Consider the following 13,011-nt stretch of genomic DNA (forward strand, 5'->3'; position numbering starts at 1 on the left):
AGAAACCGTGAAGCATTTCTGCTTCTACTTACTTTATTTTAAAGTGCTTTATCGTCAATCGAATCGAGCCATGATTCGATTGTTCCGATAACAGACTCAACACAGCCGTCTTCGAAAGGTGATATTAAATTGGCTTCGGCGACTAGTTTTGTAAATGATTTTGAACCACCGAGTGTGCAAAGATGTAAATAATCTTTCCATGCCGCATCACGGTCCTCGAATGAGCGTTTCCAAAATTGGAACGCACATATTTGTGCAAGGGTGTAATCGATATAATAGAATGGGCTTTCATAAATGTGACCCTGACGCTGCCAAACAGCACCCGATTCCAAGTATTCAATGCCATCGTAATCACGCATAGGTAGATAGATATTCTCGATCTTTTTCCATGCAGCTTTTCGTTCTGCAGCTGTCATTTCAGGGTTTTCATAGATGACATGCTGGAATTCATCGACTGCGACACCGTATGGTAAAAAGAGCAATGCACTGCTAAGGTGTGCGAATTTATATTTATCCGTTTGTTCTTTGAAGAAGAGTTCCATCCAAGGCCATGTGAAGAACTCCATACTCATTGAGTGAATTTCTGCACCTTCAGATGTAGGCCACATATATTCTGATATACCAATATTCTGGCTAGAGAACACTTGGAATGCGTGCCCGGCTTCATGCGTTAACACATCGATATCTCCAGAAGTTCCATTGAAATTAGAGAAGATGAAAGGCGAATCGTAATTATCGATGAATGTACAATAGCCGCCCGCTTCTTTCCCTGTCTTCGCTTCGACGTCTAGTAAGTTCTTGTCCGTCATGAATTTGAAAAATGCATCAGTTTCAGGTGAAAGTTCAGCATACATCTTTTTACCGTTTTCAATGATCCAGTCAGGAGATCCCTGGGGTGTTGCATTGCCTGTAAGGAAGTCTAAGGACTGATCGTAAAACTTCAATTCGTCTACGCCTATACGTTCAGCTTGGCGCGCATAAAGGCGGCTTGCGAGCGGAACGATATGGTCGCGTACTTGATCACGGAATTTCTTCACCATATTTGCATCATAGTCGATACGGTCCATTCTTAGGTAACCAAGCTCCACAAAGTTTTTGTAACCAAGTGTCGTCGCGATTTCATGACGGAGCTTAACAAGTTGATCATAAATTACGTCGAACTTTTCACCGTTGTCAGCATAGAATTTGTAGGAAGCTTCCATAGCTGACTTACGAACGGAGCGGTCCGTAGATTCTGCATAGGGTCCCATTTGAGCAAGTGTAAGTGTTTTACCATCGAATTCGATTTGTGAAGATGCGACCAGTTTCGAGTAATCGGAAGTTAGTTTGTTTTCTTTTTGTAACAAGCCAACAATTTCTGGAGAAAACGATTTTATGGCATTATCAGCTAAAGCGAATAGTTGAGTGCCCCATTTTTCTTCGAGTTGTGCTCTGAAAGGAGTGGAAACCAGTTCTTTGTAGTAAGCGGTTTCAAGTTCTTGGTACTCAGGTCCGATTTCGTCGAAATAATCGCGTTCTTTCTGATAGAACTCATCGTTTGTATCGATGGATGCGCGGATATAGACAAGGTTGGCCATTGTTGAGTAGTCTTTACCAATCGTGTTGATCTTCTCAATGACTTCATTTTGCTGGTCATAAGAACTTGCGGAACGGAATTCCTGTAGCAACTCGTCAAAGTCTTGTTTTACTTCTGCCATATTGAGCTTTGAGTATTGATAGTCTTCAAATTTAATCAAAATGATTCCCCCTGCTAGTTTACTAGTGAATTACTTCACTCTTTATATTGTTCACGAAGTTCCGGAATATTGCAAAAGAAATTTACGATTTTCATGTATTTTGTCAAATTAGCTTGTTAAAGAAGTATCATGACTAAAGCATAGTAATAGAAGAAGTATGAAAATAGTCGTCTACATTGGCACGTCTGTTTATTAACCGTTTTCTTTCATAAAGAGCAGGTAAGAAAGGCTTGAAAAACTCTATTTTCACTGGATCATTTCCGGTCCGCTTTCGGTGAGCTATTCATGACAACTTTACTGAGGGGCAAGTGTGGCTAGAAATGACTTCGTCATTCCTAGCCACACCCTTTGGGGAGGAATTGCAGTTCATTCCTCCTAAGTAATCCTGTTACGAATAGTTGCCTGTCGCGTTCCTACAACGTTCAAGTGAAAAATACAGCTTCTTTAGAAAAAAAGAATAGATGACTCTTTATAAAGGTTGTAAGTGCCCGAAGATACAATTTCGGGCACTCTAGTACTTTCTACAATGTGTTCCTTGCTTACTTTTAGTAAAGAGTATGCATCTTATCATGAAATGGACTATAAGAAAGTGACTCTTTCTTAACTAAAAAAGACAAGACTATGGAGAAGGCTTCAGTCGCCAAAATTGTATCTTTGGCGACTATTATCCAGATAAGAAGCCCGCTATTCTTTCGTCCCGAAAATCTTTAGTACTTTGTGTACGAATGTATTTGGATAGCGACGGATGAATAAGCACCATGCGATTTCTTCACATCAAGACACCTCGTTAATCGTATAGAGGTCGTTCAATCCAAGCAATCCAAAAGTAATTGTACAAGAAGTGCCTAGTGTTGGATTCAGTCATTTACTGGTTGCTTTTGGTAAATCAACACATGTGATAGATTGGATATTTAAGAGGTATATGGAGGGAACAATAAAATGCGAAATGAAACTGCACAATTGCTGGATACGGATGTGGAAATTGGATTAAGTGAAGAGGAAGTGAATAAAAGGCTGGATGAATACGGGGCGAATAAACTTACGGGTAGTAAAAGCCGTACGCTGATACAACGGATTTTTGCACAAATCAATAATGTGTTAATTTATGTATTAATCGTTGCTGCTGTTATTTCCGGAATACTTGGGGAAGTGGCAGACTCAATTATTATTGGATTGGTCGTTATCATCAATGCAGTTGTGGGGGTCGTCCAGGAATCGAAAGCGGAGGAAGCGCTTCAAGCGTTGAAAAATATGGCAGTACCTAAAGCACTTGTAAGAAGGGATGGTGTCAAGCAAGAGATACCGTCGGAAGAAGTCGTTCCAGGTGATATCATTCTCCTTGATGCAGGCAGGTATGTTCCGTGTGATATCAGACTAATTGAATCAGTAAATTTGAAAATTGAAGAGGCGGCACTGACAGGTGAATCTGTGCCTGTTGAAAAGGATGCACATTTTAGTGGAGATCCCTCAATGCCAATCGGAGATCGAAAAGACATGGCCTTTATGTCGACATTGACTACATATGGGCGTGCAAAAGGAATTGCTATTGCAACAGGCATGAAGACTGAAATAGGGAAAGTGGCTACCATGCTTGACCAGGAAGTGGACGACGAGACGCCTCTTCAGAAAAGCCTTGCCCAATTAGGTAAATATCTTGGCATTGCTGCTGTTGCCATCTGTGTCATCATATTTACGATTGGCATACTTCAAGGGCGTGGCTATTTGGAAATGTTTATGTTAGCGGTCAGTCTTGCAGTTGCAGCAATACCTGAGGGGATGCCTGCGATCGTTTCAATCGTCCTTGCAATCGGCGTTCAAAGGATGATTAAGCAAAACGTTATCATCCGAAAACTCCCTGCTGTGGAAGCGCTAGGCTCTGTGGATGTTATCTGCTCTGATAAAACCGGGACGTTGACTCAAAATAGGATGACGGTTACAACGTTTTTTGCAGATGGGACTTTAAATGAGTTAAGTAAAGCTAATCTGAAAAACCCGGTACAAAAATTGTTGTTTGAGAATATCGCATTGTGTAATGATGCGACGTATTCTAAAACAGGAGAAACAGGAGATCCAACAGAGATTGCGCTTGTCGTAGCGGCGACAGAATCCGGACTGGAAAAAGAACTGTTGGATAATAACTATCCTAGAATCACGGAGTTACCATTCGATTCAAATCGGAAACGAATGACTACGGTACATCGATCTGCAGATGCAATTTTTTCACATACAAAAGGTGCTATTGACGGCATCCTACAGAAGTGTACACATATTGAAGTAGCTGATGGGTCAAGGATACTTGATGAAGCCGACCGGCAATCAATTCTGGAAGCGGCCATGGCGATGTCTTCTAAAGCGTTACGTGTATTAGGCTCCGCCTATAAGATTGTAGAAGAAGCCAAAGCCATGGAACTAGACCAAGCTGAAGAAGGATTGACATTCCTAGGCCTTATCGGAATGATTGACCCGCCGCGTGAAGAAGTGAAAGACGCGATTAAAGTGACGAAAGAAGCTGGGATTCGAACAGTCATGATTACTGGTGATCATCAGGACACGGCATTTGCAATAGCGAAAGAACTAGGAATTGCGACTCAGAAATCAGAAGTAATTGAAGGGAAAACAATTGATTCGATAACGGGGGATCAATTGGTAGAAAAAACCGGAGAGATTAATGTCTATGCACGTGTTTCGCCAGAACATAAAGTGAAGATTGTACAAGCACTTAAAATGAAAGGTCATACAGTGTCGATGACAGGGGATGGCGTCAACGATGCACCATCATTAAAAGCGGCAGATATTGGCGTGGCAATGGGGATTACGGGAACTGATGTTGCAAAAGGTGCAGCAGACATGATTTTGACAGATGATAATTTTTCGTCAATCGTGAAAGCTGTCGAAGAGGGACGTGTGATTTACCGCAATATTAAGAAGTCCGTCATATTTCTATTGTCATGTAATCTAGGTGAAATCATCGCGCTTTTTGCCGCGATTTTACTAGGATGGCCGCTACTATTGCGTCCGATTCATATACTGTGGATAAATCTTGTGACAGATACATTTCCAGCACTATCACTCGGTGTGGATCCTGAAGAGCCTGGAGTAATGAAAGAAAAACCACGACACCGGCATGAGAGTATATTCAGAGGATCTATTCCATTTTTGATTTTAAACGGAATTTTGATTGGGGCGATTACGCTCGTCGCTTTCATGGTTGGAGTATACATGTCAGGTGAGCATGAAGGTAGTTTCCTAGCCCTGTTTTCATCGGGAATTCCAGAAAGCGCACTAGTTCACGGACAGACAATGGCTTTCATCGCACTAAGTTTTTCCCAACTTGTTCACTCCCTTAACTTCAGGTCGATGGATAAGTCTGTATTTACAGCAGGGATTTTCAAAAACAAATTCTTGATTTACTCAATTTTGCTTGGAATCATTTTGCAAGTGGTTATCGTGTCAGTTGGTCCAATCGCAAAAGTCTTTAGTGTGCATTCACTAGGGCCTATGGAATGGCTAGTTATTGCCGCTTTAAGTCTGCTGCCTCTCTTGATAAACGAAATGATTAAATTCATTAAAAAATAAGGTATGTGCCAAAGTTAACCCTTTTGGTGTTGAATGATGTATTATGGAGTGTAGTGGCTTTGTAGCCGGGGAATCTAAAATTGTAAGTGAGAGGTTGGTACTACTATGGAAATTACTGAGTATATCATCAAAAAAATTAACGATCCTACTGGGATCATTGCTGGAGAGCGTTATGAATACCGATTGTACATTAATCTTGATGAAGAAGACGAGCTTTATTCTGAAGGTGGAACGGGCCTTCGAGTAATCTTTGCAATTGACGAGGATGAAGGTCGAATTGCTTCATATCACTTCTTTGAGCGTTCAAGTGAGAAAGTTCTTGATTTCGAATTGGAAGATGACGAGAAAGAAACTGTTCTTGCATATTGCAGAGCGCATCGCGAATAGGTAGAAATAAAAGGCCTGTACACATTTGATGTGTACAGGCCTTTTATTGAGTACCTTTAATTCGAAAATCAGATTATGTGTATTTTATTGTATTTTGTTAGATAATGTGTAGAGTGGATAGAGAAGAAGAAAACTTTTATCCGAGACTAATCTAATTGGAGTGTTTAACTATGAATAACGAAATCGTTGATATTACAATTATCGGGGGAGGACCGACAGGACTCTTCGCTTCTTTCTATGCTGGAATGCGTGAAATGTCGGTAAAAATCATCGATAGCTTGCCACAACTTGGCGGTCAGCTGATCGAACTGTATCCTGATAAAGATATATATGATGTGGGCGGATTCCCAAAAATTCTTGCGAAAGATTTCGTAGCGAATCTAGTAACGCAAGCTCATTATTCGAAACCAGAAATCCTTCTCGGTGAAACGGCTATGTCAGCAACGCGTGATGGAGATCATTTCATTCTTAAAACAGATAAAGGCGTTCATTTGACACGTACCATTCTTTTGACTGCTGGAATCGGTGCATTCCAACCACGTAAGATTGGTCTTCCTGAAGAAGTACTTTTTGAAGGAAATACACTTCATTACAGCATTAAGGATCTGACGATTTTTAAAGATAAAAATGTACTCGTTTGTGGCGGTGGGGACTCCGCGGTTGACTGGTCACTTATGTTGGAGGATATCGCTTCAACTGTGACACTGGTTCACCGACGTGAACGCTTTACAGCACATGAGACGAGCGTTAATCAACTGATGGAATCGAAAGTTGATGTGAAAACTTCCCGTGCTGTGAAAGTGATTGAAGGGGAAGATGGCAAGGTTAGTGGTATCGTCTTAGCAGAAAAAGACGGAACTGAGGAACGTCTTGACGTGGATCATTTAATTGTTAACTACGGTAATATATCTTCTCTTGGGCCCTTGAAAGATTGGGGTCTAGAAATGGATCGTAACTCGATTATGGTTAACACGCGTATGGAGACAAACATCGAAGGTATCTACGCAGCTGGAGATGTTACAAATTATGAAGGCAAGGTGAAGCTAATCGCAGTCGGACTTGGCGAAGCGCCGATTGCGGTGAATCATGCGAAAGCTTATGTCGATCCAAAAGCAAGATTGCAACCACTTCATAGTACAAGTATCTTTAGTTAAATATAGTTTATGGTAAATTGAAAAACCGCCTTGCGCGGTTTTTTTTGCGTGGAATTCGGGAAAATATTTATCAGTAGTGATTTGCTTGAAGCTTCCCTACGATATAGAACGCAATAGTAGTAGTACATAAAGAGGAGGTGCTAACTGTGAAAAATGGTCGTGATAGTGGTTTTATTTACTGGAAGTTGAATTATAGAAAAAATTTTATCATATATGTTGAATTAAAGAATCCCACTAAATTTACTATGGCGATCAATAAGGAGAGAGTATTTATTCGGGTGTGGATTGTAGAACGCTTAGCGCTTTGGGGATGCCTTACGCAGTAAGCCTGGATTAGACTTCGCATCCAGTCTTACGGCTTCGGCGACCCCTTTGCCGCGCCTGCACTAGGGTGTTCATTATCGAGAGAAATGTGATTTTGAGATGTATAGGGCGAGATTGTAAGGTGATTACTATTTGATACTATAAAAATTGAAATAAAGAATTCCATTGAACCGCTACGGCGCTAGGGGATGCCTCTCACCATAAGTCAGATGAGGTATTCTTTAATCTATCTGGAATAACCTCTTGGCATTAACTGTATAATTTCTGCAAAGAACGCAGAAATTATACAAACCGAACTCTTCGTTATTCAGTTGGCTACCCCTGTTAAGGCGCCTTGGCTCAGTATATATACCGGATTCAACATATATAATTATAGTCAAGAAATCCGCACTCTAGGTTTCGGATTTCATCACAGCTAATGAAATGCGCTTTCTCACATAGACCATCCAGCGAAGGCGCGTCTTCGTGGTAGCCGGAGCGATAAGCCAGAAAGCGGTCTCCTTTCTGGCTTATCGCGGGAGGCATCCACAAAGCGTCGAAGTGGTATTCGTAGGATTTCTATTTCATTCAAAGTACTAGATTTTTTCAGTGGCCTCCCAAAAGTCCTTGTAAAGCGCATACGCCGTATTCATTTGTTCAACATATATAGAACTTTATGATATATTCCAATTTGTATTATCGCAATCATAGTACTGCTAATTTCAGAAATACCTGAACTAGAGAAAAAGATTTGGATTACGGCATTATTAATTACTTTACCTGTTCAATTGCTCTACACTTATTTGAAATGGAGAAATGAAATTCAAAAGTAAAAATAATTTAGTGGTGCGCCATTTTGGTCAATCATTTAAAGTGGATGGACTAGCTGTTAAGTGGTTTTTCACTAATGAGGGCTTTAGTAGAATGAGCAACAGAAAACCCACCTTGGCCAAGGTGGGTTTTAAAATAATACTCTGCATGGTTTGTAGCTCATAATGGGTTTTAGTTCAGCTTATATACAGCTGTAGTGTATTCGTTAATCTCTGAAACATGCTGCATTTAAAACTATAAAAAGAAAGTGATAGCCAGGATGAGTAGCAATGGGCCAAATAGGATGATGTATCCAATCGGGTTGGCGAAGTTGATGGTCCAACCGACACCGAATCTTTTCTCAACAAAAATGGAGGAATCGTCTTTATTCACATAAAAGATCCCAGCTTTCCAATACTTATCGTCATCGACGTCAGTAATACCAGCAATAGAATCATCTTCAATGTCAACATTGATCCGTGAGCCACTCTGACCGACTTTGAAAGCATAGATAGCTGTCGTTATAAGGACGATTAGTGAGAAACCCAACGGTAATGCAAGCATAAGTACTGCACTACCAAGTCCTTCATGGATTGTCGTAAGCTGTAGGAATCCCAAAAGAACGGTCATGAGTACGCTTATCATAAATAATAACCAACTCGTGTATTTACGGAACGATAATTGTTGAATTTGAGATGTTTTTCGTTTTGCGGCATTCAATTTAATGCCGGACTTTTTTGTGAATGCATTGATCCCAAGCATCATCCCTTGCATAACCAACAGAATGAGTAGAAGGGCAATTACGGAGAAAGGTGTTTTCGGACTAAAGGCATCTGCTTGGCCACTTGGTCCCCAATGTGTTGGAATCATACTAGGCATACTACTGTATTGGGTTGCAGTATAGGCAATTAGGCCAATAGTTATAATCATTGGTAAAGCATAAAGAAATGAAGGAAGCATTTCGTCTTTTGTTCGGATAGCTAAATCAGCGATTCGGACCTGTTTCAAATGTAAGCCCCATTCATTGAGTTGTTTAAGACGTGTTGTTTTTGCATGAAAGTAAAAATAGAGCCCCATACTCAAAAAGATGATACCGAACTGAATCGCTAATCCGGTTAAGATAATTTTGTCTTCCGTTAGGCTACTAGTGTTGGCCAAGGTAAAATAAGCAATCAGTGAAATGAGACCGGTAATGAAAATAGTTGCGGCATATATTTTCTTGAAAGAAGCAATTGTAGGGTCGTCTGTATGTCCTTCTGGAATCGTTACGCCGAACGCAATTGTCCGTCTCAATAAAAATGGGGTGGCGGATAGCAGTACAAATAGAAAACCGATTATGACTAAAAATAGTGTAAGTTCCATTCCTTTACTCCTCCTTAATAGATAAAATGATAGATGAAATTAATTTATTAATAGCTTCAGGTTTCATCCCGAGCACGATTGCTTCTGCGATGATTGGTTTTATTTCTGTGGAAATTCTTTCAAGATGATCCCCACGAATGTCATCTTGTGAAAGAGGATTGACGATAGCTCCTGACTTTGGAACAATCCGAATGATTTCTTTTCTTTCAAGTTCATGGTAAGCCTTATTGACGGTATGCATATTCATGCCAAGGTCTGCTGCTAATGATCGAACGGATGGTAGCGCATCCCCGCCTACCAGTTTTCCACGAGCAATCGCTTCGATTAGTTGGGAGGCTAATTGTGCGTAAATTGGTATATCCGATTCCGGTTCGATTTGGATGAACATTTGATTACCTCCTAACTGTTCTAATTCTATTATAACAAAAGTGTTCTATTATGTATAGAGCAAGTGTTGGTTTACATTAATCAATTACGCCTTGGCGTAGTTGCGCTTGCGCAATTAACACCTTTCAAAATTTGTGACATCCGTTGGAGGCTTAACTTGAATCAGCAGAGTCTTCTACTGACTCAAGTTAAACTAAAAACCCCTGAACATCCAGTCCAGGGGGAGTAAAGTGACTACTTATTGTAACTCTGAAACTTTGACGAATGTATAGCCTTCACTCTGCAAGTAAGCTAGAACTGCATCGAGACCATCTGCTGTCGATTGGTGAATATCGTGCATAAGAATAATGCTACCATCTTTTGTTGCCCCTTTTACATGTGCAAGAAGTTGGTTTGGATCACGGTGTTTCCAGTCAAGCGTATCTACATCCCATAGAACAACGGGTAAGTTTGTTTGGCTACGAACAGTTTTGTTAACTGCACCATAAGGGGGCCTGAATGCAGTTACTTTCTGACCGGTGACATTTTCAATAATGGAAGACGTCTCGTTGATTTCACTGCGAACCTTTTCGACGTTTGCCTTTGTTAAATCAGGGTGGTTCCAGGTATGATTCCCAAGCTCGTGACCTGCTTCTTGTACTTTTTTTGCGATTTCCGGATAGTATTCAACCCGACTACCAAGCATGAAAAATGTTGCTTTTGCATCGTATTTATTTAACGTCTCAAGAATTTGAATGGTCACTTTAGGATCGGGCCCATCATCGAATGTAAGGGCAATTTGTTTAATGCCATCATCGACTTCTTCAGTGGATCCTTCCGTTTCATCTTCAGAAGTATCACTATCGTTGTTGCCTTGATTTGTAGAGGATTCTGTATCGTTAGGAGGCGTAGCTGGATTTTCCTCCTTCACCGGATCTTTGGTAATCGTATTCTCATCAGTATCTTCAACTACTAATTGGAACTTTTCGGAAAGTAAGCTGTTTATATCACTCACTGGAATTACGATAATCGGTGGACCGGCTGCTCCCGCTGCTAGTTCGTATTCATCGAAATAAAGAATAAGAGATTCATCCGTGATTGCGAAATTATCGAAGTTTGCCCAGATTGGTTCAGTCTGGAGATGCACTTCTTCCGGGAAAACGTGATCTGCAAGTAAAGGATCGTTGTAAATTGCTTCGCGTGCTAAAGTAGAAAGTTGTTCGAGATTTTTTGGATCACGTCCAAAGAGGTCCGCAATTGTAAACGTTTCTCCTGTTTCAGGATTCAAATGGAATGATCGAATATCGGTTGTACCGTTTGCCCCGCCGGTTGAACTACTGTTAACAAGAACAAACGAATAGTTTCCTGAATAATGGGAAAGGGTTTCAAAAGAAATGTTGAGTTCACCTGTGAATTTACTACCGTTTTTTTTGTTTTCTGCCATTGTAGTTAAATAGTTTTGTTTAGCTGTTGTTATGTATTTGGAAATAGCTTCATTGAATGGACTATGTAAACTTTGCGGATATTGAATGGCAAATGGAATATATGTATCATTAGAAGTTTCCGTAATAATTTTAATACCTGGATAATGGGAGTCAATCGTATCGATTACGACCGAAGTTGAAGCCTTGTTCTTTTCAGGAAGCGAAGAAGCCTCGTTCTTAGTAGTTTGTGAAATTAAATAGATGGCCGATACGGTTAATGCGATGATAGCTATTGAAAATGTAATGTCAATCCAGGATGAACGACGTTTTCGGTGCATATTTTTCATGTTGTAGGCTCCTTTACTGTTTATAAAAAGTTAGACGGATGAGTCTCGTTAATAGTTTCAAAAAGTTATATATATGTCGAAATCTATCATTAAACATACTTTTATAGTATACATGAAAAAAAGAAATGTACCAAGTATTGACATAAAATTCGGGAAAACTAATTAACCTTAGTTAATAGAAGGGTAATTTGGGTATATATTGACTCGGAATAATTCTTGACCAACGTAGCTAAAGAAGCTTGCTACGTCCAGACTTCAGCGCCTAGAGGCTCGGGTCATAAGTCGGTCCTGCTGTGCGGTAAAAAATCGGCTTGGCCAGCTCGTCTTATGCCTGTCGCCTCTGAACAGGCGCTTGCGCTTTTGTCTATTTGTGATATAATATCAGCGTCCCGGATCTTGCAAATACGGGTTTGCTTTTGTATATTTACAATTATTTGTGAATAATCCGAGCCGGTTGTTGCTATAACATGCAATTATAAAAACAAGGTGGTTGGAAAAAATGGAAAAAAACGCATACCAGGTTCTTCTCTATTACAAATATGTAACGATTGAAGATCCTGAAACGTTAGCTGTTGAACATTTGGCGGCATGTAATGAAATTGGTTTAAAAGGTCGTATTATTTTAGGTACTGAAGGAATTAACGGTACATGTTCGGGAACCGTTGAACAGACGGAAGCGTACATGAACATGATGAAAAGCGATGATCGTTTCAAAGATATCGTTTACAAAATCGACGAAGCAGATGGACATACATTCAAAAAAATGCATGTGCGCGCTCGTGAAGAAATCGTTAACTTGAGCTTACCTGATGATATTAACCCAAATGAATTAACGGGTAATTACTTAAGTCCTGAAGAGTTCTTCAAGCAGATGCAAGATGAAGATACAGTTGTCATTGATGCACGTAATGATTACGAGTTCGATCTTGGACATTTCCGTGGAGCAGTTCGTCCAGAAATTGAAAACTTCCGCGACCTGCCTGAGTGGATTCGCGACAACAAAGAACAGTTCGAAGGGAAGAAAATCCTGACGTATTGCACTGGTGGAATACGTTGTGAAAAATTCTCCGGTTGGCTTGTACGTGAAGGTTTTGAAGATGTTGGTCAATTGCACGGAGGAATCGTCACGTACGGAAAAGATCCTGTTGCCAAAGGTCAGCTTTGGGACGGACAATGTTACGTATTTGACGAGCGAATTGCGGTTCCAATCAATCAAGTGGAGCATGTAATCGTCGGCCGTGATCATTTTGATGATACGCCGTGTGAACGCTACGTGAACTGTGCAAATCCGATATGTAACGCAAAAATCATTTGTTCTGAAGAAAATGAGCACTTGTATATGCGCAGTTGTACGGACGAATGTCGTACACATCCGCGGAACCGTTACTTCGTTGAGCATAACTTGACAGTAGAACAATATGACGAGCGTCTCGAAGCAATTGAACGTCGTAAAAATGAAATGCAAGCTATTTAAATGAAAAACGCCTAAACAGATTTATCTGTTTAGGCGTTTTTTGTTGGAAGTATAGAAAATAATTCGTCAGAT

9 protein-coding genes are annotated in these 13,011 nt (G+C 40.4%); 5 read left to right on the forward strand and 4 right to left on the reverse strand.

Annotated features, from left to right (window positions below):
* Nucleotides 1-38: 38 nt before the first annotated feature.
* Complete coding sequence (locus MKX62_RS15820) at nt 39-1,697, reverse strand: M3 family oligoendopeptidase (RefSeq protein WP_399633108.1); 1,659 nt, start codon at nt 1,695-1,697, stop codon at nt 39-41.
* A gap of 978 nt (nt 1,698-2,675) precedes the next feature.
* Between MKX62_RS15820 and MKX62_RS15825 the strand changes: the two genes are divergently transcribed.
* From MKX62_RS15825 to MKX62_RS15840, 4 genes are all read left to right on the forward strand, one after another.
* Nucleotides 2,676-5,312, forward strand: a complete 2,637-nt coding sequence (locus tag MKX62_RS15825; protein WP_340741818.1) for a cation-translocating P-type ATPase — start codon at nt 2,676-2,678, stop codon at nt 5,310-5,312.
* 105 nt (nt 5,313-5,417) lie between these two features.
* Nucleotides 5,418-5,699, forward strand: coding sequence for a DUF6509 family protein (locus MKX62_RS15830; RefSeq protein WP_067207728.1), 282 nt, complete (start codon nt 5,418-5,420; stop codon nt 5,697-5,699).
* A gap of 170 nt (nt 5,700-5,869) precedes the next feature.
* On the forward strand, nt 5,870-6,853 hold the full coding sequence (locus MKX62_RS15835; protein WP_067207734.1) for an NAD(P)/FAD-dependent oxidoreductase: 984 nt from the start codon (nt 5,870-5,872) through the stop codon (nt 6,851-6,853).
* A 146-nt stretch (nt 6,854-6,999) separates the two neighbouring features.
* Nucleotides 7,000-7,179: a hypothetical protein gene (locus MKX62_RS15840; RefSeq protein ID WP_340741819.1), complete on the forward strand. Its 180-nt coding sequence runs from the start codon at nt 7,000-7,002 to the stop codon at nt 7,177-7,179.
* Between the two features lie 1,042 nt (nt 7,180-8,221).
* On the opposite strand, the gene MKX62_RS15845 is transcribed toward MKX62_RS15840, so the two are convergent.
* The 3 genes from MKX62_RS15845 to MKX62_RS15855 form a co-directional block, all read right to left on the reverse strand.
* The gene (locus MKX62_RS15845; protein WP_338652887.1) at nt 8,222-9,328 is read right to left on the reverse strand and encodes a DUF1648 domain-containing protein; all 1,107 of its coding nucleotides are present in this window, start codon (nt 9,326-9,328) and stop codon (nt 8,222-8,224) included.
* A gap of 4 nt (nt 9,329-9,332) precedes the next feature.
* On the reverse strand, nt 9,333-9,716 hold the full coding sequence (locus MKX62_RS15850) for a GntR family transcriptional regulator (RefSeq protein WP_187047322.1): 384 nt from the start codon (nt 9,714-9,716) through the stop codon (nt 9,333-9,335).
* A 237-nt stretch (nt 9,717-9,953) separates the two neighbouring features.
* Nucleotides 9,954-11,465, reverse strand: a complete 1,512-nt coding sequence (locus MKX62_RS15855; protein WP_340741820.1) for a polysaccharide deacetylase family protein — start codon at nt 11,463-11,465, stop codon at nt 9,954-9,956.
* Nucleotides 11,466-11,964: 499 nt separating this feature from the next.
* Between MKX62_RS15855 and trhO the strand changes: the two genes are divergently transcribed.
* A complete protein-coding gene (trhO, locus tag MKX62_RS15860) occupies nt 11,965-12,939 on the forward strand; it encodes an oxygen-dependent tRNA uridine(34) hydroxylase TrhO (RefSeq protein ID WP_187047323.1) in 975 nt (324 codons plus the stop codon).
* Nucleotides 12,940-13,011: the final 72 nt, after the last annotated feature.

Origin of the sequence: Sporosarcina sp. FSL K6-5500 (assembly GCF_038005665.1) — a bacterium.
Taxonomy (GTDB): Bacteria; Bacillota; Bacilli; order Bacillales_A; family Planococcaceae; genus Sporosarcina; species Sporosarcina psychrophila.